Genomic DNA, 25,099 nt, shown 5'->3' with positions numbered 1-25,099 from the left:
AATCGTCCCTGGGCTAGCGGAACCAAGGTCCCATCCCCATATCCGAGGGGCGCGGGGAGAGCGGGCAAACAGCGATTTCGGCAGATGCCACAAGCGCTTTCTGACTGTCGTTTCGCCTTGACTTGACCGATTCTCACTTATAGAAAGCGCCTCACTTAACGACAGGCGGTGAGCATCGCCAGCGTCGGAACGGGCCACCCGTTTGATCCCATTGGGGTCACCAGGACGGGCACCAACCTCGACGAATGCCGCTCAAACGCTGTCGATCATAGCTAGGCAATGCCAGTGCGATTTTAGGTCTCTTGAGCCCGTTCTCTTGAGGTCGAATTCGGATGCATGACCTCGGTGCGCGGGCCGCGGCTTTACGCTGATCGGTCTCGATACTGCGGTCCTCTGTGGCGTCGAAGCGCTTTCCGCTCGTTGATGGAGTGGTTGGCGCAATTTCGCTTTGTGCGGATTGTTCCGTGCGAGGCACCCCGTCGGGCGGGTTGCTCGAAAGAATTTGCGGTCCCGGCAACGGGCCGCGGCAAGACAGCGGACCCGGAAGGGCCCGCGACAGAACAAAGGGTAAGGCCAGGATGCCGACGATCAACCAGCTGATCGCTCAACCGCGTGAAGTGCAGAAGTCGCGCAAGAAGGTGCCGGCGCTGCAGCAGTCGCCGCAGAAGCGTGGTGTTTGCACCCGCGTCTACACCACGACCCCGAAGAAGCCGAACTCGGCGCTTCGTAAGGTTGCCAAGGTGCGCCTGACCAACGGCTTCGAGGTGATCGGCTACATCCCGGGTGAAGGCCATAACCTTCAGGAGCACTCGGTGGTCATGATCCGCGGCGGCCGCGTCAAGGACTTGCCCGGCGTGCGCTATCACATCCTCCGCGGCGTTCTGGATACCCAGGGCGTCAAGAACCGTAAGCAGCGTCGTTCGAAGTACGGCGCGAAGCGTCCGAAGTAAGCGGGAACCAGCTCAATGTCTCGTCGCCACTCAGCGGAAAAGCGCGAAGTCCTTCCCGATCCGAAGTTCGGGAACATCATCGTCACGAAGTTCATGAACTCGGTGATGTACGCCGGCAAGAAGTCGGTCGCCGAAGGCATCGTCTACGGTGCGTTTGGCATCATCGAAACCAAGACCAAGCAGAACCCGCTCGGCGTATTCGAGCAGGCGCTCGAGAACGTCATGCCGACGATCGAAGTGCGCTCCCGCCGCGTCGGCGGCGCGACCTACCAGGTTCCGGTCGAAGTTCGTTCGACCCGCCGTCAGGCGCTGGGTATCCGCTGGCTGATCTCGGCCGCGCGCGAGCGCAACGAGAAGACGATGACCGAGCGGCTCTCGGCCGAACTGCTGGATGCCTCGAACAACCGCGGCAACGCCGTCAAGAAGCGTGAAGATGTGCACCGGATGGCCGAAGCCAACCGCGCCTTCTCGCACTATCGCTGGTAACGGCGACACACGGAATCTAAGGAACAGCCCATGCCTCGCGTTCATGCCATAGAGAACTACCGCAATTTCGGTATCATGGCGCATATCGATGCCGGCAAGACCACGACCACCGAGCGCATCCTCTATTACACCGGCAAGAGCCACAAGATCGGCGAAGTGCACGAAGGTGCCGCGACGATGGACTGGATGGAGCAGGAGCAGGAGCGTGGCATCACGATCACCTCGGCTGCGACCACCGCGTTCTGGGCCGGCAAGCGCCTGAACATCATCGACACTCCCGGCCACGTCGACTTCACCATCGAAGTCGAGCGTTCGCTGCGCGTGCTCGACGGCGCCGTCTGCGTGCTCGACTCGAACCAGGGCGTCGAGCCCCAGACCGAGACCGTCTGGCGCCAGGGCGACAAGTACAAGGTTCCGCGCATCGTCTTCGCCAACAAGATGGACAAGACAGGCGCCGACTTCTTCAAGTGTCTGGCCGACATCGTCGACCGCCTCGGCGCCAAGCCGATCGCGATCCAGCTTCCGATCGGTGCCGAGAACAACTTCAAGGGTCTCGTCGACCTCGTGAAGATGCAGGGCATCATCTGGAACGATGAATCGCTCGGCGCGAAGTTCGACTATGTCGACATCCCGGAAGATCTAGTCGAGCAGGCCAAGGAATATCGCGAGAAGATGGTGGAAGCCGCCGTCGAGCTCGACGACGACGCCATGGCCGCCTATCTCGACGGCAAGGAGCCGGACGAAGAGACGCTGAAGCGGCTGATCCGCAAGGCGGTGCTGACCGGCGCGTTCTATCCCGTGCTGTGCGGCTCGGCGTTCAAGAACAAGGGCGTGCAGCCGCTGCTCGATGCCGTCGTCGACTATCTGCCGTCGCCGATCGACGTGCCCGCGATCAAGGGCACCGACGACCGTGGCAACGAGGTCGTGCGCAAGGCCGACGACAAGGAGCCGCTCGCGCTGCTCGCGTTCAAGATCATGGACGACCCGTTCGTCGGCACCATCACCTTCTGCCGCATCTACTCCGGCGTCCTGCAGAGCGGCACCGGCGTCGTGAACTCGACGCGCGAGAAGAAGGAGCGCATCGGGCGCATGCTGCTGATGCATGCGAACAACCGCGAGGACATCAAGGAAGCCTATGCCGGCGACATCGTCGCGCTGGCCGGCCTGAAGGAAGCGCGCACCGGTGACACGCTGTGCGATCCCGACAAGCAGGTGATCCTGGAGAAGATGGAATTCCCCGAGCCGGTCATCGAGATCGCGATCGAGCCGAAGTCCAAGGCCGACCAGGAAAAGCTGGGCGTGGCGCTGGCGAAGCTCGCCGCGGAGGATCCGTCCTTCCGCGTGTCGACCGACCAGGAGTCCGGCCAGACCATCCTCAAGGGCATGGGCGAACTCCATCTCGACATCAAGGTCGACATCCTCAAGCGTACCTACAAGGTCGACGCCAACATCGGCGCGCCGCAGGTTGCGTTCCGTGAGCGCGTCACCAAGAAGGCCGAGGTCAAGTACACCCACAAGAAGCAGACCGGCGGTACCGGTCAGTTCGCGGAAGTGTCGATCGTGGTCGAGCCGAACGAGCCCGGCAAGGGTTACGAGTTCGAGTCCAAGATCGTCGGCGGTGCGGTTCCGAAGGAATACATCCCCGGCGTCGAAAAGGGCCTCAACAGCGTGATGAGCTCTGGTGTCGTCGCGGGCTTCCCCGTGGTCGACGTCAAGGTTCAGCTCGTCGATGGCAAGTATCACGACGTCGACTCGTCGGCGCTCGCCTTCGAAATCGCATCGCGCGCGGCATTCCGCGAAGCGCTGCAGAAGGGCAAGTCCGTCCTGCTCGAGCCGATCATGAAGGTCGAAGTGGTGACCCCGGAAGACTACACCGGCTCGGTCATCGGCGACCTGAATTCCCGGCGCGGTCAGATCCAGGGGCAGGACATGCGCGGCAACGCCAACGTCATCAACGCGATGGTGCCGCTCATGAACATGTTCGGTTACGTGAACAACCTGCGCTCGATGAGCCAGGGGCGCGCGACCTTCACCATGCAGTTCGACCACTACGCAGAAGCGCCGGCCAACGTGTCGGCAGAAGTCCAGAAGAAGTTTGCCTGATTGTCGTCGGTTGAAAACTGACGATTGAACGGAGAGTCAAATGGCCAAAGCAAAGTTTGAACGTAACAAGCCGCACTGCAACATCGGCACCATCGGTCACGTCGACCATGGCAAGACGTCGCTGACCGCGGCGATCACCAAGGTTCTCGCCGAAGCCGGCGGTGCGACGTTCACCGCGTACGACCAGATCGACAAGGCGCCGGAAGAGAAGGCGCGCGGCATCACCATCTCGACCGCGCACGTCGAGTACGAGACGCCGAACCGCCACTACGCCCACGTCGACTGCCCCGGCCACGCCGACTACGTGAAGAACATGATCACCGGCGCCGCCCAGATGGACGGTGCGATCCTGGTCGTGTCGGCCGCTGACGGTCCGATGCCGCAGACCCGCGAGCACATCCTGCTCGCCCGCCAGGTCGGCGTGCCCGCGCTCGTCGTGTTCCTCAACAAGTGCGACATGGTCGACGATCCGGAGCTCCTCGAGCTGGTCGAGCTCGAAGTCCGCGAGCTGCTCTCGAAGTACGACTTCCCGGGCGACAAGATCCCGATCATCAAGGGTTCGGCGCTCGCCGCTCTCGAAGATTCCGACAAGAAGCTCGGCCACGAGGCCATCATCGAGCTGATGAAGAACGTCGACTCGTACATCCCGCAGCCGGAGCGTCCGGTTGACCAGCCGTTCCTGATGCCGGTTGAAGACGTGTTCTCGATCTCGGGCCGCGGCACCGTCGTGACCGGCCGTGTCGAGCGCGGCATCGTCAAGGTCGGCGAGGAAATCGAGATCGTCGGTCTGCGCGCCACGCAGAAGACCACGGTCACCGGCGTCGAAATGTTCCGCAAGCTGCTCGATCAGGGCCAGGCCGGCGACAACATCGGCGCGCTGCTCCGCGGCACCAAGCGCGAGGACGTCGAGCGCGGCCAGGTGCTGTGCAAGCCGGGTTCGGTCAAGCCGCACACCAAGTTCAAGGCTGAGGCCTACATCCTCACCAAGGAAGAGGGCGGTCGCCACACCCCGTTCTTCACCAACTACCGTCCGCAGTTCTACTTCCGCACCACCGACGTGACCGGTGTCGTGCATCTGCCGGAAGGCACCGAGATGGTGATGCCGGGCGACAACATCGCGATGGAAGTGCACCTGATCGTGCCGATCGCGATGGAAGAGAAGCTCCGCTTCGCGATCCGCGAAGGTGGCCGCACCGTCGGCGCCGGCGTCGTCGCCTCGATCATCGAGTAATTACGAGAATAGGGATCGGCGAGTAGCGAATGGTGACATTCGCTATTCGCTATTCGCCACCCACTGAAGAGAGACCACGGCAATGAACGGCCAAAACATTCGTATCCGTCTCAAGGCGTTCGACCATCGTATCCTCGATACGTCGACCCGCGAGATCGTGAACACGGCGAAGCGCACCGGCGCGCAGGTCCGCGGACCCATTCCGCTGCCCACCCGCATCGAGAAGTTCACCGTCAACCGTTCGCCCCACGTCGACAAGAAGAGCCGCGAGCAGTTCGAGATGCGCACTCACAAGCGCCTGCTCGACATCGTCGATCCGACCCCGCAGACCGTCGATGCTTTGATGAAGCTCGACCTGGCCGCCGGTGTCGACGTCGAGATCAAGCTCTAAGATTTTTGGATCCCGTTCGCGCAAGCGGACAGAAAGAACAGGAAGCAAGCCGATGCGCTCCGGAGTGATCGCACAAAAGGTCGGGATGACGCGGGTCTTTACGGAGGCCGGCGAACATATCCCCGTGACCGTGCTGAAGCTCGGCAATTGCCAGGTCGTAGGCCACCGCACCGAAGAGAAGAACGGTTACGTCGCGCTCCAGCTTGGTTCTGGCAGCCGCAAGACCGTTTACATGCCCAAGGCCGAGCGCGGCCAGTTCGCGGTCGCCAAGGTCGAGCCGAAGCGCCGGGTCGAGGAATTCCGCGTCTCCGCGGATGCCATGATCCCCGTTGGCGCCGAGATCCTCGCCGATCACTTCGTCGTCGGCCAGTTCGTCGACGTCACCGGCACCTCGGTCGGTAAGGGCTTCGCCGGCGGCATGAAGCGCTGGAACTTCGGCGGTCTGCGCGCCACGCACGGTGTGTCGATCTCGCACCGTTCGATCGGTTCGACCGGCGGCCGTCAGGACCCCGGCAAGACCTGGAAGAACAAGAAGATGCCCGGCCACATGGGTGTCGACCGCATCACCACGCTCAACCTTCGAGTCGTTCAGCTCGATGTCGAGCGCGGCCTGATCCTCGTCGAAGGCGCCGTTCCCGGCTCCAAGGGCGGCTGGATCCGCGTGCGCGACGCCGTCAAGAAGCCGCTGCCGAAGGAAGCTCCGAAGCCCGGCAAGTTCAAGGTTGCTGGCGAAGCGGACGCCGCTCCGGCTGCGCAGGAGGCGTGAGATGGAATTGAAGGTCACGACCCTCGAAGGTAAGGAAGCCGGCTCGGTCCAGCTTTCCGACGCCATTTTCGGCCTCGAGCCGCGCCAGGACATCATTGCGCGTTGCGTGCAGTGGCAGCTCAACAAGCGTCAGGCCGGCACCCACAAGGCCAAGGGCCGCGCCGAGATCTGGCGCACCGGCAAGAAGATGTACAAGCAGAAGGGCACCGGCGGTGCTCGTCACGGCTCGGCCCGCGTGCCGCAGTTCCGCGGCGGTGGCCGTGCCTTCGGCCCGGTGGTGCGTTCGCACGCCACCGACCTGCCGAAGAAGGTCCGCGCGCTCGCTCTCAAGCATGCGCTGTCGGCCAAGGCCAAGGACGGCGATCTGCTGGTGATCGACAAGGCCGCGCTGGAAGCCGCCAAGACCAAGGCGCTGCTCGGTCACTTCTCGGGCCTCGGCTTGACCAATGCGCTGATCATCGACGGCGCCGAGCTCAACAACGGCTTTGCCGCTGCGGCCCGCAACATCCCGAACATGGACGTGCTGCCGATCCAGGGCATCAACGTCTATGACATCCTGCGCCGTCAGAAGCTCGTTCTGACCAAGGCCGCCATCGATGCGCTGGAGGCGCGCTTCAAATGACGAAGAACATCGAGCCTCGCCACTACGACGTGATCCTGTCGCCGGTCGTGACCGAAAAGGCGACGATCGCTTCGGAGCACAACAAGGTGCTGTTCAAGGTGGCTGCGAAGGCGACCAAGCCGCAGATCAAGGAAGCGATCGAGAAGCTGTTTGACGTCAAGGTCAAGAGCGTCAACACGCTGGTCCGCAAGGGCAAGACCAAGGTCTTCCGCGGCAATCTCGGCTCGCAGTCGAACTCCAAGCGCGCGATCGTGACTCTCGAAGAGGGTCACCGGATCGACGTGACCACCGGTCTGTAAGGTCGTACGACGATGGCACTGAAGACATTCAATCCCACGACGCCGGGCCAGCGCCAGCTGGTCATGGTCGATCGTTCGGCCCTCTACAAGGGCAAGCCGGTCAAGGCGCTCACCGAAGGCAAGCACTCCTCGGGCGGTCGCAACAACACCGGCCGCATCACCGTGCGCTTCCGTGGCGGCGGTCACAAGAAGACCCTGCGTACCGTCGACTTCAAGCGCGACAAGGTCGATGCTCCCGCGACGGTCGAGCGTCTGGAATACGATCCGAACCGCACCGCGTTCATCGCGCTGGTCAAGTATGAGGACGGCACCCAGGCCTATATCCTGGCGCCGCAGCGCTTGGCCGTCGGCGATTCCGTGGTTGCCGGCAACTATGTCGACGTGAAGCCGGGCAACGTCATGCCGCTCGGCAACATGCCGGTCGGCACGATCATCCACAACATCGAGGTCAAGATCGGGAAGGGCGGCCAGCTCGCCCGTTCCGCCGGCACCTACGCTCAGCTCGTCGGCCGCGACCAGGACTACGTGATCATCCGCCTGAACTCGGGCGAGCAGCGCCTGGTGCACGGCCGTTGCCGCGGCACGATCGGCGCGGTGTCGAACCCGGATCACATGAACACCTCGATCGGCAAGGCCGGCCGCAACCGTTGGCTGGGCCGCAAGCCGCATAACCGCGGTGTTTCGATGAACCCGATCGACCATCCGCACGGCGGTGGTGAAGGTCGTACCTCGGGCGGCCGCCACCCGGTCACCCCGTGGGGCAAGCCGACCAAGGGCAAGAAGACCCGCACCAACAAGTCGACCAACAAATTCATTCTCCTAAGCCGCCACAAGCGGAAGAAGTAAGGAACGCCGGACATGGTTCGTTCAGTCTGGAAAGGCCCGTTCGTCGAGGGTTCTCTGCTCAAGAAGGCAGATGCCGCGCGCGCGTCCGGCCGTCACGACGTCATCAAGATCTGGAGCCGTCGCTCGACGATCCTGCCGCAGTTCGTCGGCCTGACCTTCGGCGTCTACAACGGTCAGAAGCACGTGCCGGTGGCCGTCAACGAGGAAATGGTCGGTCACAAGTTCGGCGAGTTCTCGCCGACCCGGACCTTCCATGGCCACTCCGGCGACAAGAAAGCCAAGAAGGCTTGAGGATTAAACGATGAGCAAACCTAAGCGCGAACGGAGCCTCGCCGAGAACGAGGCCAAGGCGGTCGCCCGGATGCTGCGGGTGAGCCCGCAGAAGCTCAACCTGGTCGCCCAGCTCATTCGCGGCCGGAAGGCAGCTGCTGCGCTCGCCGATCTGCAGTTTTCGCGCAAGCGGATCGCGGTCGACGTGAAGAAGTGCCTGGAATCGGCTATCGCCAATGCCGAGAACAACCACGACCTCGACGTCGACGATCTCGTCGTGGCGCAGGCCTTCGTCGGCAACGGCCTCGTGATGAAGCGCTTTGCCGCCCGCGGCCGTGGCCGCTCGGGCCGTGTCTATAAACCATTTTCGCAGCTGACGATCATCGTTCGTCAGGTCGAAGCCGAAGCAGCGGCTTAAGGGACGCAGGAGAAAACGATGGGTCAAAAGATCAATCCGATCGGTCTGCGTCTCGGCATCAACCGGACCTGGGATTCCCGCTGGTTCGCCGGCAAGCAGGAATACGGCAAGCTGCTGCACGAGGACGTCAAGATCCGTGAGATCCTGCACAAGGAGCTCAAGCAGGCGGCCGTCGCCCGCATCGTGATCGAGCGTCCGCACAAGAAGTGCCGCGTCACCATCCACTCGGCTCGTCCGGGCGTGGTGATCGGCAAGAAGGGCGCCGACATCGACAAGCTGCGTAAGCGGGTCGCGGACATCACCTCGTCCGACGTCGTCATCAACATCGTCGAGATCCGCAAGCCGGAGCTCGATGCGACGCTGGTGGCCGAGTCGATCGCGCAGCAGCTGGAGCGCCGCGTGGCGTTCCGCCGTGCCATGAAGCGCGCCGTGCAGTCGGCGATGCGTCTCGGCGCGGAAGGCATCCGCATCAACTGCTCGGGTCGTCTGGGCGGTGCGGAAATCGCGCGCATGGAGTGGTACCGCGAAGGTCGCGTGCCGCTGCACACGCTGCGCGCGGACATCGATTACGGCGTTGCGACCGCGTTCACGACCTTCGGCACCTGCGGCGTCAAGGTCTGGATCTTCAAGGGCGAGATCCTCGAGCACGATCCGATGGCCCAGGACAAGAGAATGGCCGAAGGCGAGACGGGCGGCAGTGGTGATCGTGGTGGCCGTCAGCGCCGCGATACGGCTGCAGCCTAAAGCCGCACAGGAATTTGAGGGCTTAAAGCCATGATGCAACCTAAGAAAACGAAGTTCCGGAAGGCGCATAAGGGCCGCATCCACGGCGTTGCGTCTTCGGGCGCGACGTTGGCGTTCGGCCAGTTCGGCCTGAAGGCGACCGAGCCTGAGCGCGTCACCGCGCGCCAGATCGAAGCCGCTCGTCGCGCGCTGACCCGTCACATGAAGCGCGCCGGCCGTGTCTGGATCCGCGTGTTCCCCGACGTTCCGGTGTCGAAGAAGCCGGCCGAAGTCCGAATGGGCTCCGGCAAGGGTTCGCCGGAATTGTGGGTCGCGCGCGTCAAGCCGGGCCGGGTGCTGTTCGAGATCGACGGCGTCAACACCCAGACGGCGCGCGAAGCGCTGACCCTGGCGGCCGCCAAGCTGCCGATCAAGACGCGCTTCGTCGAGCGCATTGCGGAGTAATGGCCATGGCACAGATGAAGATCGAAGACATCCGCGCGATGAGCCCCGACCAGCAGGATGACGCCATCCTGAACCTGAAGAAGGAGCGCTTCAACCTGCGCTTCCAGCGCGCCACCGGGCAGCTCGAGAACACCTCGCGCCTGCGCGAGGCTCGCCGTGACATCGCCCGGATCAAGACCGTCGCCGCGCAGACGCGCGCGAAGAAGAAGTAAGAGGCTTACGAAGATGCCGAAACGTACTTTGCAGGGCGTGGTCGTCAGCGACAAGCAAGCCAAGACCATCGTGGTGCGCGTCGATCGCCGCTTCACGCACCCGATCTACAAGAAGACGATCCGCCGTTCGAAGAACTATCACGCGCACGACGAGAGCAACGAGTTCAAGCCGGGCGACATGGTGTGGATCGAGGAATCGAAGCCGATTTCGAAGTTGAAGCGCTGGGTCGTGATCCGGGGCGAACACAAGAAAAGCGCCTGATCTGTTGGCTTTAGCCGACTAACTTCAGGGAAATGTTGAGCGCCGGCTGGGCTGGCGCAATTAGAAAGAGGACGAGGTGCATCAATGATTCAGATGCAGACCAACCTCGACGTGGCCGACAATTCTGGCGCACGCCGTGTCATGTGTATCAAGGTGCTCGGGGGCTCCAAGCGCCGCTACGCCACGATCGGCGACATCATCGTCGTCTCGATCAAGGAAGCGATTCCGCGTGGCAAGGTGAAGAAGGGCGACGTGATGAAGGCCGTCGTGGTGCGCGTCCGCAAGGACATCCGCCGCGCCGACGGTTCGGTCATCCGCTTCGACCGCAACGCCGCCGTCCTGATCAACAATCAGTCCGAGCCGGTCGGCACCCGTATCTTCGGGCCCGTGCCGCGCGAGCTGCGCGCCAAGAACCACATGAAGATCATCTCGCTCGCGCCGGAGGTGCTGTGATGGCTGCGAAGATCCGCAAGGGCGACAAGGTCGTCGTGCTGACCGGCCGCGACAAGGGCCGCACCGGCGAAGTGTTCGAAGTGCGTCCCGCCGCCGGCACGGCGCTGGTGCGCGGCATCAACATGGTCAAGCGTCACCAGAAGCAGACGCAGGCCCAGGAGGGCGGCATCATCTCGAAGGAGTCGCCGATCCAACTGTCCAACATCGCGTATGTCGGCAAGGACGGAAAGCCGACCCGCGTCGGATTCAAGATTCTGGCGGACGGCAAGAAGGTCCGCATCGCCAAGAGCTCGGGAGCTGAGATCGATGGCTGAGGCCGCTTACACGCCGCGCCTGCGCGCGGAATACGATGCGAAGATCCGCACGGCGATGACCGAGAAGTTCGGTTATGAGAACGTCATGCAGGTTCCGCGCCTGGACAAGGTCGTCCTGAACATGGGCGTTGGCGATTCCGTCAACGACCGCAAGAAGGCCGAGAACGCCGCTGCCGAGCTGACCCAGATCGCCGGCCAGAAGGCGATCGTGACCTACTCGCGTATCGCGATCGCGACCTTCAAGCTGCGTGAGAACCAGCCGATCGGCTGCAAGGTCACGCTGCGCAAGGCCCACATGTACGAGTTCATCGATCGCCTGGTGACGGTCGCGCTGCCGCGCGTTCGCGACTTCCGCGGCCTGAACCCGAAGAGCTTTGACGGCCGCGGCAACTACTCGCTCGGCATCAAGGAGCACATCATTTTCCCCGAGATCGACTTCGACAAGGTCACGGAAGCCCGCGGTATGGACATCACCGTCTGCACCACGGCCAAGACCGACGAAGAGGCGAGGGCCTTGTTGACCGCTTTCAATTTCCCGTTCCGGCAGTGAGACGCTGACCTAAAGCCTCTCAAACGCGGATACCCAGGAGCCAAGCATGGCAAAGAAGAGTTCAGTCGAGAAGAACAACCGGCGCAAGCGGATGGTGAAGAACGCCGCCCCCAAGCGCGAGCGGTTGAAGGCGATCATCGCCGACAAGACGCTGCCGATGGAGGAGCGGTTCGCCGCGACCCTGAAGCTTGCGGAAATGCCGCGCAATTCGTCGGCGACCCGCATCCGTCTGCGTTGCGAGCTGTCGGGCCGCCCGCGCTCGAACTACCGCAAGAACAAGCTGTCCCGTATCGCGCTGCGCGACCTTGGCTCCAAGGGCATGGTCCCGGGCCTCGTGAAGTCGAGCTGGTAAGGAGGGTCGTTTAGATGTCTACGCACGATCCAATCAGCGATCTGATCACCCGCATCCGCAACGCGCAGATGCGCTCGAAGACCAAGGTGTCCACGCCTGGTTCGAAGATGCGCGAGAACGTGTTGGAGGTCCTCAAGTCCGAGGGCTACATCCGCGGCTACGCCACGCTCGAGCACTCCTCGGGCCGCAGCGAGATCGAGATCGAGCTGAAGTATTTCGACGGCGAGCCCGTCATCCGCGAGATCGAACGTGTCTCCAAGCCCGGGCGCCGCGTTTACGCCTCGGTGAAGAACCTGCCGCGCGTCAACAACGGGCTCGGCATTTCGGTGTTGTCGACGCCGAAGGGGATCATGGCCGACCACAGCGCGCGCGACGCGAATGTGGGCGGTGAAGTCCTCTTCACGGTGTTCTGAGAAGGATTTTTGATCCATGTCACGTGTTGGCAAAAGGCCTGTGGCGGTTCCGTCGGGTGTTACCGCGACCGTCGATGGGCAGACCGTCAAGATGAAGGGGCCGAAGGGCCAGCTTCAGTTCGTCGTCCATGACGACGTCGAGGTGAAGCTCGAGAGCGGCCAGATCAAGGTCAAGCCGCGGCTCGAGACCAACCGCGCGCGGGCCCTGTACGGTACCGCTCGCGCCCAGGTCGCGAATCTGGTCGAAGGCGTCACCAAGGGCTTCGAGAAGAAGCTCGAAATCACCGGCGTCGGCTACCGCGCCGCGATGCAGGGCAAGAACCTGCAGCTCGCGCTCGGCTACAGCCACGACGTGGTCTACGCGATCCCGGAAGGGATCACGATCACGGTGCCGAAGCCGACCGAGATCACGGTGACCGGCAGCGACATCCAGCGCGTCGGCCAGGTCGCGGCCGAAATCCGCGCCTATCGCCCGCCGGAGCCCTACAAGGGCAAGGGCGTGAAGTATGTTGGCGAATTCATCTTCCGCAAGGAAGGCAAGAAGAAGTAACGGAGCCGGTCATGTCCAAAGCCAAGGTTACGAATGCCCGGCGCAAGCGGAGTGTGCGGCTGAAGCTGCGCCGCTCCGGTGGCGGCCGTCCGCGCCTGTCGGTGTTCCGCTCGTCCAAGCACATCTACGCCCAGGTCATCGACGACCTGAAGGGCGAGACGCTGGCCTCTGCCTCGTCGCTCGAGAAGTCGATGCGCGACGGCGGCAAGACCGGCGCCGACATCGATGCGGCGAAGGCGGTCGGCAAGCTGCTGGCCGAGCGCGCCGCCGAGAAGGGTGTCAAGGAAGTCGTGTTCGATCGCGGCAGCTACCTCTATCACGGGCGCGTCAAGGCTCTTGCCGACGCAGCGCGTGAGAGCGGGCTGAGCTTCTAACAGAATTTGAGGATTGAGGCGCAAGCCTCTGAAGGATTGGAAAAACCATGGCAGCTGAACGCGAACAACGTGGTGGACGCGATCAACGCGGCGGCGGACGTGAACGCAGGGAGCGCGAGGAGCGCGACAGCGAGTTCGTCGACAAGCTCGTCCACATCAACCGCGTGGCCAAGGTCGTCAAGGGCGGCAAGCGCTTCGGTTTCGCAGCGCTGGTCGTGATCGGCGACCAGAAGGGCCGCGCCGGCTTCGGTCACGGCAAGGCGCGCGAAGTGCCCGAGGCGATCCGCAAGGCAACCGAGTCCGCCAAGCGCAACCTGACCCGCGTCTCGCTGCGCGAGGGCCGCACGCTGCATCATGACATCGCCGGCCGTCACGGCGCGGGCCGCGTCTATTTGCGTGCAGCCCCGGCCGGTACCGGCATCATCGCCGGCGGCCCGATGCGCGCCGTGTTCGAGACGCTCGGCGTCCAGGACGTGGTGGCGAAGTCGATCGGCTCGTCGAACCCGTACAACATGGTTCGCGCCACCTTCGACGCGCTGAAGCATCAGGATTCGCCGCGCTCGGTCGCAGCCCGCCGCAACATCAAGGTGTCCACCCTCCAGTCCCGCCGTATCGGTGGTGACGCCGAGGCGGCTGCCGACTAACGGAAGCTTTTCGGAGTAGACTCCCATGGCCAAGGCCGCAAAGACGATCAAGCTCGAGCAGACCGGCAGCGCGATCCGCCGCCATCACTCGCAGCGTTCGACGCTGATCGGGCTCAAGCTCAACAAGATCGGCCGCACCAGCGAACTGCCGGACACCCCGGCAGTCCGCGGCATGATCGAGAAGGTTCACCATCTCGTCCGCATCGTCGACGAGAAGTAAGAAGCGGCGCACGGTCCCGAAGAGCGGTCATCGGTTTTCGGTGAAGATCGCGCGCAAGATACAAGGAGAAGGGCGATGAAGCTCAGCGATATCGCCGACAACGCCGGCTCGCGCAAAAAGCGTATGCGCGTCGGCCGCGGCATCGGTTCGGGTAAGGGCAAGCAGTCCGGCCGCGGCGGCAAGGGCCAGACCGCGCGTTCGGGCGTGCGCATCAAGGGTTTCGAAGGCGGCCAGATGCCGATGCATCGCCGTCTGCCCAAGCGCGGCTTCAACAACATCTTCCGCGTCGAGTTCGCCGAGATCAATCTCGACCGGCTCCAGGAAGCGGTCGATGCCAAGAAGATCGACGCCGGCAGCGTCGTGAACGTCGAGGCCCTGGTGAAGGGCGGCGTGCTGCGCCGCGCCAAGGCCGGCCTGCGGCTGCTCGGCCGTGGCGAGCTCAAGTCGAAGCTCAACATCGAAGTGCATGGTGCCACCAAGACCGCGATTGCCGCGGTCGAGAAGGCCGGCGGCTCGGTGAAGATCCTCGCCCCCGCCAAGGAAGAAGGCGAGGCGGCGTAACAACTGCGTCATTGGCCCGCGGCTCGCGGGCCTTTACGCATGCGGGACGTGGACTTATCGAAGCCGAGCCCCAGATAATGTCCGGCGTCCGCTAGAGTAGCCCGGCCGCGGGCATAACGGCGCAAAAGGCGGCGGGAGAAAGTCCAAGATGGCCTCTGCAGCGGAACAACTGGCAGCCAATCTCAATTTCGGTGCGTTTGCCAAGGCTGACGAACTGAAGAAGCGCATCTGGTTCACCCTGGGTGCGCTGCTCGTTTATCGGCTCGGGACCTACATCCCGCTGCCCGGCATCGATCCCAACATCTGGGAGCAGGTGTTCCGTTCCCAGGCGGGCGGCATTCTCGGCATGTTCAACATGTTCGCCGGCGGCGGCATCCACCGCATGGCGATCTTCGCGCTGAACATCATGCCGTATATCTCGGCCTCGATCATCATCCAGCTCCTCACCACCGTCTCGCCGCAGCTCGAGGCGCTGAAGAAGGAAGGTGAGTCCGGCCGCAAGCTGCTGAACCAGTACACCCGCTATCTCACGGTGATCCTGGCTGCGTTCCAGTCCTACGGCATCGCGGTGGGTCTCGAAGGCGCCGGCAACGTCGTCAGCGACCCCGGCATGTTCTTCCGCCTGTCCACGGCGATCACGCTGACCGGCGGCACCATGTTCCTGATGTGGCTGGGTGAGCAGATCACCTCGCGCGGCATCGGCAACGGCATCTCGCTGATCATTCTCGCCGGCATCGTCGCCGAGCTGCCCGCGGCGCTCGCCAACATGCTCGAGCTCGGCCGTCAGGGCGCGATGTCGACCGGTCTGATCCTGGTCGTCATCATCATGGCGGTCGCCGTGATCGCCTTCATCGTGTTCATGGAGCGCGCCCAGCGCCGGCTGCTGATCCAGTATCCGAAGCGCCAGGTCGGCAACAAGATGTTCGAGGGCCAGTCCTCGCATCTGCCACTCAAGCTCAACACCTCCGGCGTGATCCCGCCGATCTTCGCGTCCTCGCTGTTGTTGCTGCCGACCACGGTTGCGAACTTCAACGCGGGCAGCGGGCCGGAATGGTTCCAGTGGATCACGACCCAGCTCGGCCACGGCCGTCCGCTGTTCCTGATCATGTATCTCGCGCTGATCGTGTTCTTCGCGTTCTTCTACACCGCGATCGTGTTCAACCCGACCGAGACCGCGGACAATCTGAAGAAGCACGGCGGCTTCATCCCCGGCATCCGTCCGGGCGAGCGCACCGCCGAATATATCGACTACGTGCTGTCGCGCATCACCGTGCTCGGTGCGATCTACCTGGCGATCGTCTGCTTGATCCCGGAAATCCTGATCTCCTATGCCTCGGTGCCGTTCTACTTCGGCGGCACCTCGCTGCTGATCGTCGTCAGCGTTACCATGGACACGGTGGCGCAGGTGCAGGGCTATCTGCTGGCCCATCAGTATGAGGGCCTGATCCGGAAGTCGAAGCTGCGCGGTCGCCGTAGATGAGTTGTGAGCTTGCGCGCCGAATCGCTTTCACGATTGGCGCGCTGCTCCTTTTCAGACTCGGCACGCAGATCCCGTTTGTCGGGATGGGCCAGCCGAGCCTGTCGTTCTCGGCCAACGAGATGGTCCGCCTGTCGATCTTCGCGCTCGGCATCCTTCCTTATCTGAACGCAGCGATCGTCATTCGGCTGCTCACGCTGGTGTGGCGGCGCCTGAATGCGCTCGAAAGATCCGGCGAACGCGGCCGGCGCAGCATCGCGCGCTATACGCTGATCCTGACGCTGGTGTTTTCCACCTTCCAGGCCTACGGCTACGCCTCGGCCATCCAGACAATTCCGGCGCTGGTCCCTGATCCGGACGAATGGCCGGTCCTCGCCGCGACCACGTCGATCGTTGGCGGCGTCTTCGTCCTGGTTTGGCTCAGCGAGCAGATGACCCGCTACGGGATCGGCAACGGGCTAGCCCTGATCTTGAGTGCCAACTTTCTCGTCTCCATTCCGCGCAACATCGCCGGCATCATGGAACTTCTCCAGCAGGGGGCGATCTCGGGCAACCTCGTCCTCGGCCACGTCGTATTCTGGATCGTGACCGTCGTCGTGATCGTGCTCGTCGAAGGCGCGCGGCGAAATATTCGGGTCCAGTTCGGTGCACGCAGCGTCGGCACGCGGCAACTGCCGGTGCGCGATGCGATGCTGCCTATCAAGCTCAACAGCGCCGGGTTCTTGCTTCCGGTCACCGTGGCGCCGTGGATTTTCTTCCTGCCGCTTGCCTTCGCCGGCTTCGTTGTGGGTGGCGATCATCCCCTGGTCGCGGCGGCCTACCAGCACCTCCAGCTGGGGCAGCCGGTGCATATGATCCTCGTGTCGATCGCCGTATTCGTGCTCGCGTTCGTCTACACGGCCTATGTCGTCGATCCCGAATACACGGCCAAATCGCTGGCGCAGCGTGACGGCGCAATTCCCGGTGTCGCGCCTGGCGAGGCGACGGCCGACTATCTCGATCGCGTCGTGTCATTGACGACGGTCGTCGGAGCCGTCTACCTGACTGCGCTGCAGTTGATTCCGGAGGTCTTCGAGCTTTACGGGATGGCTCTGCCTTATAGTATGGTCGTCAGTGGTGGTGCGCTGCTCGTTGTGGTTTGCACCGCGCTTGATATCAAAACACAGGTGCGCGACGTATCGCTCACCAATCCGGGGGGCGTACGCCGATGAGAATTATACTGCTGGGACCGCCGGGGTCGGGCAAGGGGACCCAGGCGCAGCTGCTGGTGCAGCGCTATGGCATCGTCCAGCTATCGACCGGCGAGATGCTGCGCGCGGCCGTTGCGGCGGGAACGCCGGTCGGGCTGAAAGCCAAGGAGATCATGGCCAGCGGCAGCCTCGTGCCCGACGAAGTCGTGGTGGGAATCATCTCCGATCGGATCGACCAGCCGGACGCCAGGAACGGCTTCATCCTCGACGGCTTCCCGCGCACCGTGCCGCAGGCCGAAGCGCTGGATGAGCTGCTCAGGCACAAGCATCTCAAGCTCGACGCCGTGATCGAGCTCCGCGTCAACGAGAGCGCGCTCCTGAGCCGCGTCGAGACTCGCGTCGCCCAGATGCGGGAGCGTGGGGAGGAGGTCCGGGTCGATGACACCCCGGAGGTCCTGACCAAGCGGTTAGCCAACTACCGCAACCAGACGGAACCGCTGATTCACTACTATTCCGAGCGGCGGAAGCTCTCGACCATCGACGGCATGATGGCCATCGACGAGGTCACCCGCGCCATTCACCGCCAGCTCCTGGCGCTCGGGGCGGTCGAGCCCAAGACGCACGCCCGGAGCGCGGCCAAGGCGGCGCCGGCCAAGAAGGCCAGGGGAACCAAGACGTCAGCGAAGAAATCGGCCAAAAAGCCGGCAAAAGCGGCCAAAAAGGCTGCCAAATCGGCCAAAACTGCCAAAAAGGCCGCCAAGAAGGCCGTGAAGGGCGCCAAGAAGACAGCCAAGAAGACAGCCAAGAAAACGGCCAAAAAGGCGGTCAAAAAGACCGCCAAGAAGGCCGTCAAAAAAGGTTCGAAGAAGGGACCAAAAAAGGTCACGAAAAAGCGAGCCAAACGCTAGCAGCGGTTGACGAAAGCCCCCTGAATCCCCTAATAAGCCCCGCATCCAAGTCGGATAGTTTCAGACGATGCCGGGCCCCAGGAAGACCGGGGGTGGGCGTCGTGTTCGCGTTTGTGAACACCTGCCCGAGAACACAAGCACTTAAAGCCCGGCCCTGACGAGGACCGGCGACAGGAGAGAAGGCCGTGGCCCGTATTGCCGGCGTGAACATTCCCACCAACAAGCGCGTGCTGATCGCGCTTCAGTACATCCATGGCATCGGTCAGAAGATCGCCGGTGAGATCCTGGAGAAGGTCAAGATCCCCGAGGATCGTCGCGTCAATCAGCTCAGCGACGCCGAAGTGCTCCAGATCCGCGAAGTGATCGACCGCGACTATCTCGTCGAGGGCGACCTGCGTCGTGAGGTCGGCATCAACATCAAGCGTCTGATGGACCTCGGCTGCTATCGCGGCCTGCGTCATCGTCGCGGTCTGCCGGTGCGCGGCCAGCGTACCCACACCAATGCGCGCACGCGCAAGGGGCCGGCCAAGGCCATCGCCGGCAAGAAGAAGTAAGTTTTCGAATTCAGTCGCGGCGTGCGGCGAACAGGGGATAGCCCGTTCGCCGCGCGCCTTTCGTTCCACAGGTGTAGCCGCTGGCATTACGGCGGCGTTTGAGATCTTCAGGAAAGGTAGTCTATGGGCAAGGAAGCCACCCGCGTTCGTCGTCGTGAGCGCAAGAACATCGCCTCCGGCGTCGCGCACGTGAACTCGTCGTTCAACAACACGACCATCACCATCACCGACGCACAGGGCAACACGATTGCCTGGTCCTCCGCCGGCACGATGGGCTTCAAGGGTTCGCGCAAGTCGACCCCGTATGCCGCGCAGGTTGCCGCCGAGGACGTGTCCAAGAAGGCGCAGGAGCACGGCATGCGCACGCTGGAAGTCGAAGTCGCTGGTCCCGGTTCGGGCCGCGAGTCGGCGCTCCGCGCGCTCCAGGCCGCGGGCTTCACCGTTACCTCGATCCGCGACGTGACCACGATCCCGCACAACGGTTGCCGTCCCCGCAAGCGTCGGCGCGTTTGATACGGCATTGCGGGCGCATTGGCGCCCGCGATGACTTTTGCGAAGCCGCGGGAATGATCTGCGGCCTTTCTCCAACGCCAGTATTTGAACTGTCAAATTGACTGGCCTGTATGGGTGAAACAGTGACGATCCAGAAAAATTGGCAAGAACTGATTCGACCGAACAAGCTGCAGGTCACGCCCGGCAGCGATTCGAACCGTTTCGCGACCATCGTCGCCGAGCCGCTCGAGCGCGGCTTCGGCCAGACGCTCGGCAACGCGCTGCGCCGCATCCTGCTCTCCTCGCTCCAGGGCGCGGCGGTGCAGTCGGTGCACATCGACGGCGTGCTGCACGAGTTCTCCTCGATCGCGGGCGTCCGTGAGGACGTCACCGACATCGTGCTCAACATCAAGGACATCTCGATCAAGATGCAGGGCGAAGGCCCCAAGCGCATGGTCGTGAAGAAGCAGGGCCCGGGCGTCGTCACCGCCGGCGACATCCAGACCGTGGGTGACGTCGTCGTGCTCAACCCCGACCTCCAGATCTGCACGCTCGACGAGGGCGCCGAGATCCGCATGGAGTTCACGGTCGCCACCGGCAAGGGCTACGTGCCTGCCGAGCGCAACCGTCCCGAGGACGCGCCGATCGGCCTGATCCCGGTCGACAGCCTGTACTCGCCGGTCCGCAAGGTCTCCTACAAGGTCGAGAACACCCGCGAGGGCCAGATCCTCGACTACGACAAGCTGACCATGACGATCGAGACCAACGGCGCGATCTCGCCGGATGATTCCGTGGCTTACGCCGCGCGCATCCTGCAGGATCAGCTTAACGTGTTCGTCAACTTCGAAGAGCCGCGCAAGGAAGTCGCCCAGGAGATCATCCCGGACCTCGCCTTCAACCCGGCCTTCCTCAAGAAGGTGGACGAGCTCGAGCTCTCGGTGCGTTCGGCAAACTGCTTGAAGAACGACAACATCGTCTACATCGGCGACCTCGTGCAGAAGAGCGAAGCGGAAATGCTCCGCACTCCGAACTTCGGCCGCAAGTCGCTGAACGAGATCAAGGAAGTGCTGGCCCAGATGGGTCTGCACCTCGGCATGGAAGTGCCGGGCTGGCCGCCGGAGAACATCGACGAGCTCGCCAAGCGCTTCGAAGATCACTACTGATCCGCTTTTCACCGTCGCGGCCGGACATTCCGGCCGCGATTTTTATGGGCGAACGCAGGAAGCCCACCTGAGCAACTGGTCCGACGAACCGTCGCGGCAGTTCATACGTAAGGAATAGTCACATGCGTCACGGCAAGGTTCATCGGAAGCTCAACCGCACGGCCGAGCATCGCCGCGCGATGTTCGCCAACATGTGCGCCGCGCTGATCAAGCACGAGCAGATCGTCACCACGCTGCCCAAGGCCAAGGAGCTCCGTCCGATCGTCGAGAAGCTCGTCACCCTCGGCAAGAAGGGTGGGCTGGCCATGCGCCGCCAGGCGATCTCCGAGATGCGCGACAAGGACCAGGTCAAGAAGCTGTTCGATGTATTGGCGCCCCGCTACAAGGATCGCCAGGGTGGCTACACCCGCATCATCAAGGCCGGCTTCCGCTACGGCGACAACGCCGCGATGGCCGTGATCGAGTTCGTCGATCGCGACGTCGATGCCAAGGGGCAGGACTCCGGCCCGGTGCTGGAGAAGGAAGCCGAGGCGGCGTAAGCCGACCGGTACCGAGTTTTCAGAAAGCGGCGCCCCTGGGCGCCGCTTTTTTGTATGGCGCGGCGGCATCTCATGCTGCGCATCGTTTTGTTGAACGCGATTCCGGCCGGGGGGCTCTCGATGAGGATTGTGTCTGGGATTGCGCTGGCGCTGCTGATGTCGCCGGCCTCGGGCGAGACGCTGGTCGAGCGCGGCGCCTATCTCGTCAACAGCGTGATGGTCTGCCACAACTGCCATACGCCGCGCGGGCCGCAAGGGCTCGATCTCTCGCGTGCGCTGTCGGGCGGCAGCCAGGTTTTCGACGAGCCCGCGTTCAAGGTCTCCGGCTCCAACATCACGCCGGATCAGGACACCGGCATCGGCAAGTGGAGCGATGCCGAGCTGAAGCGTTTCCTCGTCAGCGGCATCAGGCCTGATGGCACCAAGGCCGCGCCGATCATGCCGACCGCGTTCTACACCGTGCTCACGGGCCGCGATCTCGACGCGCTCACAGCTTATTTGCGCTCGGTACCATCCGTGCGCCACGAGATGCCGGCGCCGGAATACAAGATTGCGCTGAAGCCGGAGATGCCGACCTATGCCGGCAGGCAGGCGAGCGAGCAGGAGCTGTCCGACAAGCTCGCGCGCGGCCGTTATCTGTTGACCATCGCCCATTGCCTGGAATGCCATACGCCGGAAGGCCCGTCCGCCGTGCACGATTTCGCCGCAGCGAGCGGCAAGGGCGGCCGGACGTTCAGGGGGCCGTGGGGCGAGTCCGTTTCTCCCAACATCAGCCCCGATCGAGCGGTCGGCCTGGGCCAATGGAGCGACGAAGAAATCAAACGTGCGATTACGCAAGGCATCGCGCGCGATGGTCACAAGCTCAAGCCGCCGATGGCTTATGCTGCCTATGCCAGCATGACGGCCCAGGATCTCGATGCGATCGTCGCCTTTCTCAGGACGCTGCCACCGCGCAGCTAAATCCTCACGCATCAGTGAGGGACGATTGAAGCTGCGAGTGCAGCGCACGATATCTCCGTCAACATCAATGGAGATAATTCATGAAGATCGACCTTTCCGGAAAGACCGCGCTCGTGACCGGCTCGACCGCCGGCATCGGCCACGCCATTGCAAAAGGCCTTGCCGGCTCGGGTGCGAGCGTCGTGATCAACGGTCGCGGCCAGGATAAGGTCGATGCCGCCGTGCGCAAGCTGGAAGGGACGGGCGCCAAGGTCCGCGGCATCGCCGCCGACGTTTCGACCGCGGCGGGCTGCAAGGCGCTCGTGGCGGCGCTGCCCGAGGTCGACATCCTCATCAACAATGCCGGCATCTTCGAGCCGAAGGATTTCTTCGACATCCCGGACGAGGACTGGAGCCGCTTCTTCGAGGTCAACGTCATGAGCGGCGTGCGGCTGTCGCGTGCCTATATGAAGGGCATGCTGAAGCGCAACTGGGGCCGCATCGTCTTCATCTCATCGGAGTCCGGGCTCAACATTCCCGTCGAGATGATCCACTACGGCATGAGCAAGACGGCGCAGCTCTCGGTCGCGCGGGGCCTCGCGCAGCTCACCCGTGGCACCGGCGTCACCGTCAATTCCGTGCTGCCGGGCCCGACCATGTCGGAAGGCGTCGAGACCTTTGTGAAGGATCTCGCGAAACAGAACGGCCAGTCGGTCGATGAGGCTGCGGCCAATTTCGTCAAGCAGCATCGCCCGAGCTCGCTGATCCAACGCTTCGCCAGCGTCGACGAGATCGCCAACATGGTGGTTTATGTCGCCTCGAAGGAAGCATCCGCCACCAACGGTGCGGCGCTTCGGGCCGAGGGCGGCATCGTCAATACGATTGCTTGAGACTGCGTTTATGCCGGCCTATGTGATCTCCGAGGTCGAGGCGCGCGATCAAGCCGCGATGGAGGCGTATCGCACGCTCGCCGCCCAAACCATCGCGCAATATGGCGGTCGCTATCTCGTGCGCGGCGGTGCTGCGGAAGTGGTGGAGGGCGGCCCGCCGCCGAAGACCATCGTCATCGTGGAATTTCCGTCGATGGCTCGCGCGCGGGAATGGTACGACTCGGCGGAATATGCCGAGGCGCTCAAGCTGCGGCAGACGGCGCTGGAGCGCCGGCTGCTGTTCGTCGAGGGCGTGTTACCGTCCTAGGCAAGCGTGCGGGGAGGGCTAATCCTCCTTGATCCCCGCGGTCTGCGCAATCTGCTTCATCTCCGCGGTCTCCTTGTTGACCGCCGAGGCCCAGTCGTTGTAGCGGGCGAAGCCCGGCTCGAAGCCGACCTTGGAGAAACGCTCGACCACGGAGGGATTGTTGATGGTGTCTTCCAACGTGGCTATCAGCTTGTCCCGCACGGCTGGCGGAAGCCCCTTCGGCGTGACGACAGCTCCCCAGGACGAGAAATCGATGCCGGAATAGCCGAGCTCGGCGAGGGTCGGCACGTCAGGCAGGAAGGGCGTGCGCTTGGCCGAGAACGCCGCGAGCACACGCACCGTGCCGGCGTCGAGTTGCGGCTTGACCGCAATCACGGTGTCGACGTGATACTGGATGTGCTTGCCGATCAGATCGTTCATCGCGGGCGCGCTGCCCTTGTATGGCAGATGCACCATCTTGATGCCTGCGCTCGACTTGAACAGCTCACCTGCGAAGTGCGACACCGTCGCGGCACCAAAGGACGCGAGCGACAGCTTGTCCGGATTGGCCTTGGCTTCCGCGACGAGCGCGGCCAGATCCTTGATCGGATTGTCCTTGTAGGTGACCAGCACCAGCGTGATCTTGCCGACTTGCCCCAGCGGCTCGAAATCCTTGGCCGCATCGTAAGGCACGCTTTCCTTGACGGCCGCCGGCAGGGTGAAGGTCGAGTTGGAGCTGAAGAACAGGGTGTAGCCGTCGGGGGCGGCGCGCGCGACCTCCTTGCCCGCGATCGTGGTGCCGCCGCCCGGACGGTTCATGACGATGACGGGCTTGCCGAGCCGGGCCTCGAACTCGCCGCCGATGATGCGCGCGACGACGTCGGAGGCGCCTCCAGGCGGAAACGGCACGACCAGTTGCAGCGGTCTGTCGGGATAGTCGTCGGCAAGAGCCGGCTTTGCTCCGTCGAGCATCGCGGCAGCAGCGAAGGCGGTCGCAAGAATCGTTCTTTTCGCCCAGAAGCTCATTCAGCTCGTCCCTCACAATCGTCGCCCGGCTCAGCGGGCGAGCGATCGTAACAGAGAGGGCCGGCCGCTTGGAAGCGGCCGGGTGCTGAAAACTACCACCCCTCCAGCACGATCTTCCCGCGCGACTTGCCGCTCTCGAGCAGCGCGTGCGCGCGCTTGAGGTTGGCGGCACTGATCGTGCCAAAGGTCTGGTCGAGCGTGGTGCGCAGCACGCCCTTGTCGATGAGATCGGCGACGTCGTTGAGCAGATAATGCTGCCCGATCATGTCTGATGTCTGGAACGAGGAGCGCGTGAACATCGATTCCCAGTGCACCGAGATCGCCTTGCCTTTGAACGTGCTCATGGCGAATTCCGGGGGATCGTCGATCAGGCCGAACCGGCCCTGCGGCGCCATGAACTCGGCGATCGCCTTGTAATGCTGATCGGTGAAGGTGAGGCTCGCCACCAGCGCGACCGGCGGCAGCTTCAGCTTCTCGATCTGCTCCTTCATCGGCTTGCCGTGGTCGATCACCGCATGCGCGCCGAGATCGAGGCACCACTTCTGCGATTCCGGCCGCGTCGCGGTCGCGAGCACCGTGAGCCCGGTGAGGCGGCGCGCAAGCTGGATCAGGATCGAGCCGACGCCGCCGGCGCCGCCGGTGATCAGGAGCGTGCGTGGATCGACACTCTTGCCCGGCACCGCGCCGAGACGATCGAACAGCAGCTCCCAGGCGGTGATGGAGGTGAGGGGGAGGGCTGCGGCCTGCGCGAACGACAGGCTCTTCGGCTTGTTGCCGACGATGCGTTCGTCGACGAGATGGAATTCGGCATTGGTGCCCTGGCGCAGGATCGAGCCGGCGTAAAACACCTCGTCGCCCGGCTTGAACAGCGTGACCTCGGGACCCACGGTATCGACGACGCCGGCTGCGTCATAGCCCAGGATCTTGGTCTCACCCTCGGGCGGGGCGGCGCGCTTGCGCACCTTGTAATCGACCGGGTTGGCCGAGATCGCCTTCACGGCGACGCGGATGTCGCGCCCTTTGGGCTCGGGTTTTGCGGTCTCGAAGTCGATCAGCGCGTCCTGATCCTCGATCGGAAGCGACTTTTTATAGCCGACGGCCTTCATGGCTTGTCTCCATCAGATGGCGTGCTCGCCTGCGGTCCTAACTGTCGCTCTAGC

37 protein-coding genes are annotated in these 25,099 nt (G+C 63.4%); 35 read left to right on the top strand and 2 right to left on the bottom strand.

Annotated elements, in window-relative coordinates:
- Positions 1-578 precede the first annotated feature (578 nt).
- The 35 genes from rpsL (at position 579) to NLM25_RS27370 (ending at position 22,934) form a co-directional block, all read left to right on the top strand.
- The gene (rpsL, locus tag NLM25_RS27540) at positions 579-950 is read left to right on the top strand and encodes a 30S ribosomal protein S12 (RefSeq protein WP_007603006.1); all 372 of its coding nucleotides are present in this window, start codon (positions 579-581) and stop codon (positions 948-950) included.
- 15 nt (positions 951-965) lie between these two features.
- Entirely contained in the window at positions 966-1,436 is a 471-nt protein-coding gene (gene rpsG, locus NLM25_RS27535; RefSeq protein WP_027520967.1) for a 30S ribosomal protein S7, read from the top strand.
- Between the two features lie 30 nt (positions 1,437-1,466).
- Entirely contained in the window at positions 1,467-3,539 is a 2,073-nt protein-coding gene (fusA, locus tag NLM25_RS27530; RefSeq protein WP_018322261.1) for an elongation factor G, read from the top strand.
- Positions 3,540-3,579: 40 nt separating this feature from the next.
- Positions 3,580-4,770: an elongation factor Tu gene (tuf, locus tag NLM25_RS27525; protein ID WP_254120464.1), complete on the top strand. Its 1,191-nt coding sequence runs from the start codon at positions 3,580-3,582 to the stop codon at positions 4,768-4,770.
- Between the two features lie 82 nt (positions 4,771-4,852).
- Positions 4,853-5,161: a 30S ribosomal protein S10 gene (rpsJ, locus tag NLM25_RS27520; protein ID WP_002712302.1), complete on the top strand. Its 309-nt coding sequence runs from the start codon at positions 4,853-4,855 to the stop codon at positions 5,159-5,161.
- A 52-nt stretch (positions 5,162-5,213) separates the two neighbouring features.
- Positions 5,214-5,927 carry a 50S ribosomal protein L3 gene (gene rplC, locus NLM25_RS27515; RefSeq protein ID WP_254120463.1) on the top strand — a complete coding sequence of 238 codons (714 nt, stop codon included), beginning with the start codon at positions 5,214-5,216 and terminating at the stop codon, positions 5,925-5,927.
- A 1-nt stretch (position 5,928) separates the two neighbouring features.
- Positions 5,929-6,549: a 50S ribosomal protein L4 gene (rplD, locus tag NLM25_RS27510; protein ID WP_011088150.1), complete on the top strand. Its 621-nt coding sequence runs from the start codon at positions 5,929-5,931 to the stop codon at positions 6,547-6,549.
- Positions 6,546-6,848: a 50S ribosomal protein L23 gene (locus tag NLM25_RS27505; protein ID WP_008136362.1), complete on the top strand. Its 303-nt coding sequence runs from the start codon at positions 6,546-6,548 to the stop codon at positions 6,846-6,848. Before rplD ends, NLM25_RS27505 begins: the two co-directional genes overlap by 4 nt.
- Before the next feature lie 12 nt (positions 6,849-6,860).
- Positions 6,861-7,694, top strand: coding sequence for a 50S ribosomal protein L2 (rplB, locus tag NLM25_RS27500; protein ID WP_130212056.1), 834 nt, complete (start codon positions 6,861-6,863; stop codon positions 7,692-7,694).
- Positions 7,695-7,706: 12 nt separating this feature from the next.
- A complete protein-coding gene (rpsS, locus tag NLM25_RS27495; RefSeq protein ID WP_008136357.1) occupies positions 7,707-7,985 on the top strand; it encodes a 30S ribosomal protein S19 in 279 nt (92 codons plus the stop codon).
- Positions 7,986-7,995: 10 nt separating this feature from the next.
- Positions 7,996-8,382, top strand: coding sequence for a 50S ribosomal protein L22 (rplV, locus tag NLM25_RS27490; protein WP_008136353.1), 387 nt, complete (start codon positions 7,996-7,998; stop codon positions 8,380-8,382).
- A gap of 18 nt (positions 8,383-8,400) precedes the next feature.
- Complete coding sequence (gene rpsC / locus NLM25_RS27485; RefSeq protein ID WP_018647246.1) at positions 8,401-9,126, top strand: 30S ribosomal protein S3; 726 nt, start codon at positions 8,401-8,403, stop codon at positions 9,124-9,126.
- Between the two features lie 30 nt (positions 9,127-9,156).
- A complete protein-coding gene (gene rplP / locus NLM25_RS27480) occupies positions 9,157-9,570 on the top strand; it encodes a 50S ribosomal protein L16 (protein WP_008136349.1) in 414 nt (137 codons plus the stop codon).
- A gap of 5 nt (positions 9,571-9,575) precedes the next feature.
- Positions 9,576-9,782 (top strand): 50S ribosomal protein L29, encoded by a 207-nt coding sequence (gene rpmC, locus NLM25_RS27475; RefSeq protein WP_011088144.1) that lies wholly within the window; start codon positions 9,576-9,578, stop codon positions 9,780-9,782.
- A gap of 13 nt (positions 9,783-9,795) precedes the next feature.
- Positions 9,796-10,044, top strand: coding sequence for a 30S ribosomal protein S17 (gene rpsQ / locus NLM25_RS27470; RefSeq protein ID WP_007603028.1), 249 nt, complete (start codon positions 9,796-9,798; stop codon positions 10,042-10,044).
- A gap of 84 nt (positions 10,045-10,128) precedes the next feature.
- Positions 10,129-10,497: a 50S ribosomal protein L14 gene (gene rplN, locus NLM25_RS27465; RefSeq protein ID WP_007603030.1), complete on the top strand. Its 369-nt coding sequence runs from the start codon at positions 10,129-10,131 to the stop codon at positions 10,495-10,497.
- Positions 10,497-10,811, top strand: coding sequence for a 50S ribosomal protein L24 (rplX, locus tag NLM25_RS27460; RefSeq protein WP_014494502.1), 315 nt, complete (start codon positions 10,497-10,499; stop codon positions 10,809-10,811). Before rplN ends, rplX begins: the two co-directional genes overlap by 1 nt.
- Entirely contained in the window at positions 10,804-11,361 is a 558-nt protein-coding gene (gene rplE, locus NLM25_RS27455) for a 50S ribosomal protein L5 (RefSeq protein WP_254120461.1), read from the top strand. The genes rplX and rplE overlap by 8 nt, the downstream gene beginning before the upstream one ends.
- Before the next feature lie 46 nt (positions 11,362-11,407).
- Entirely contained in the window at positions 11,408-11,713 is a 306-nt protein-coding gene (rpsN, locus tag NLM25_RS27450; protein ID WP_057745473.1) for a 30S ribosomal protein S14, read from the top strand.
- 14 nt (positions 11,714-11,727) lie between these two features.
- Positions 11,728-12,126 carry a 30S ribosomal protein S8 gene (gene rpsH / locus NLM25_RS27445; RefSeq protein WP_018322269.1) on the top strand — a complete coding sequence of 133 codons (399 nt, stop codon included), beginning with the start codon at positions 11,728-11,730 and terminating at the stop codon, positions 12,124-12,126.
- A 16-nt stretch (positions 12,127-12,142) separates the two neighbouring features.
- Positions 12,143-12,676, top strand: a complete 534-nt coding sequence (gene rplF / locus NLM25_RS27440) for a 50S ribosomal protein L6 (RefSeq protein ID WP_254120459.1) — start codon at positions 12,143-12,145, stop codon at positions 12,674-12,676.
- Positions 12,677-12,687: 11 nt separating this feature from the next.
- On the top strand, positions 12,688-13,050 hold the full coding sequence (rplR, locus tag NLM25_RS27435; protein WP_007603036.1) for a 50S ribosomal protein L18: 363 nt from the start codon (positions 12,688-12,690) through the stop codon (positions 13,048-13,050).
- A 47-nt stretch (positions 13,051-13,097) separates the two neighbouring features.
- Entirely contained in the window at positions 13,098-13,694 is a 597-nt protein-coding gene (gene rpsE, locus NLM25_RS27430; protein WP_014494507.1) for a 30S ribosomal protein S5, read from the top strand.
- A 25-nt stretch (positions 13,695-13,719) separates the two neighbouring features.
- On the top strand, positions 13,720-13,914 hold the full coding sequence (gene rpmD / locus NLM25_RS27425; RefSeq protein WP_011088137.1) for a 50S ribosomal protein L30: 195 nt from the start codon (positions 13,720-13,722) through the stop codon (positions 13,912-13,914).
- A 75-nt stretch (positions 13,915-13,989) separates the two neighbouring features.
- Complete coding sequence (gene rplO, locus NLM25_RS27420) at positions 13,990-14,475, top strand: 50S ribosomal protein L15 (protein ID WP_018322273.1); 486 nt, start codon at positions 13,990-13,992, stop codon at positions 14,473-14,475.
- A 148-nt stretch (positions 14,476-14,623) separates the two neighbouring features.
- Complete coding sequence (gene secY, locus NLM25_RS27415) at positions 14,624-15,955, top strand: preprotein translocase subunit SecY (RefSeq protein ID WP_028152980.1); 1,332 nt, start codon at positions 14,624-14,626, stop codon at positions 15,953-15,955.
- A 119-nt stretch (positions 15,956-16,074) separates the two neighbouring features.
- Complete coding sequence (locus NLM25_RS27410; protein WP_254139071.1) at positions 16,075-17,163, top strand: preprotein translocase subunit SecY; 1,089 nt, start codon at positions 16,075-16,077, stop codon at positions 17,161-17,163.
- Positions 17,160-18,050 (top strand): adenylate kinase, encoded by an 891-nt coding sequence (locus NLM25_RS27405; RefSeq protein WP_254139070.1) that lies wholly within the window; start codon positions 17,160-17,162, stop codon positions 18,048-18,050. The genes NLM25_RS27410 and NLM25_RS27405 overlap by 4 nt, the downstream gene beginning before the upstream one ends.
- Positions 18,051-18,235: 185 nt before the next feature.
- Complete coding sequence (rpsM, locus tag NLM25_RS27400; protein ID WP_014494511.1) at positions 18,236-18,604, top strand: 30S ribosomal protein S13; 369 nt, start codon at positions 18,236-18,238, stop codon at positions 18,602-18,604.
- A gap of 123 nt (positions 18,605-18,727) precedes the next feature.
- Positions 18,728-19,117, top strand: coding sequence for a 30S ribosomal protein S11 (gene rpsK, locus NLM25_RS27395; protein WP_007603045.1), 390 nt, complete (start codon positions 18,728-18,730; stop codon positions 19,115-19,117).
- 110 nt (positions 19,118-19,227) lie between these two features.
- Positions 19,228-20,259, top strand: a complete 1,032-nt coding sequence (locus NLM25_RS27390) for a DNA-directed RNA polymerase subunit alpha (RefSeq protein WP_008136316.1) — start codon at positions 19,228-19,230, stop codon at positions 20,257-20,259.
- A 122-nt stretch (positions 20,260-20,381) separates the two neighbouring features.
- Positions 20,382-20,798: a 50S ribosomal protein L17 gene (gene rplQ, locus NLM25_RS27385; RefSeq protein ID WP_254120454.1), complete on the top strand. Its 417-nt coding sequence runs from the start codon at positions 20,382-20,384 to the stop codon at positions 20,796-20,798.
- 120 nt (positions 20,799-20,918) lie between these two features.
- Positions 20,919-21,758, top strand: a complete 840-nt coding sequence (locus NLM25_RS27380; protein ID WP_254139069.1) for a cytochrome c — start codon at positions 20,919-20,921, stop codon at positions 21,756-21,758.
- 80 nt (positions 21,759-21,838) lie between these two features.
- Positions 21,839-22,627, top strand: coding sequence for an SDR family NAD(P)-dependent oxidoreductase (locus tag NLM25_RS27375; RefSeq protein ID WP_254139068.1), 789 nt, complete (start codon positions 21,839-21,841; stop codon positions 22,625-22,627).
- 10 nt (positions 22,628-22,637) lie between these two features.
- Positions 22,638-22,934 carry a DUF1330 domain-containing protein gene (locus NLM25_RS27370; RefSeq protein WP_254120448.1) on the top strand — a complete coding sequence of 99 codons (297 nt, stop codon included), beginning with the start codon at positions 22,638-22,640 and terminating at the stop codon, positions 22,932-22,934.
- An 18-nt stretch (positions 22,935-22,952) separates the two neighbouring features.
- Here NLM25_RS27370 and NLM25_RS27365 read toward each other — a convergent pair whose 3' ends face one another.
- Together NLM25_RS27365 and NLM25_RS27360 are read right to left on the bottom strand one after the other, a co-directional pair.
- A complete protein-coding gene (locus NLM25_RS27365) occupies positions 22,953-23,939 on the bottom strand; it encodes a tripartite tricarboxylate transporter substrate binding protein (RefSeq protein WP_254139067.1) in 987 nt (328 codons plus the stop codon).
- A 92-nt stretch (positions 23,940-24,031) separates the two neighbouring features.
- On the bottom strand, positions 24,032-25,045 hold the full coding sequence (locus tag NLM25_RS27360) for a zinc-binding alcohol dehydrogenase family protein (protein WP_254139066.1): 1,014 nt from the start codon (positions 25,043-25,045) through the stop codon (positions 24,032-24,034).
- Positions 25,046-25,099 lie beyond the last annotated feature (54 nt).

The sequence above is a fragment of the Bradyrhizobium sp. CCGB01 genome, assembly GCF_024199795.1.
Taxonomy (GTDB): domain Bacteria; phylum Pseudomonadota; class Alphaproteobacteria; order Rhizobiales; family Xanthobacteraceae; genus Bradyrhizobium.
The sequence above is the reverse complement of the archived record's forward strand: the minus strand, read 5'-3'. Positions and strand labels throughout refer to the sequence as shown.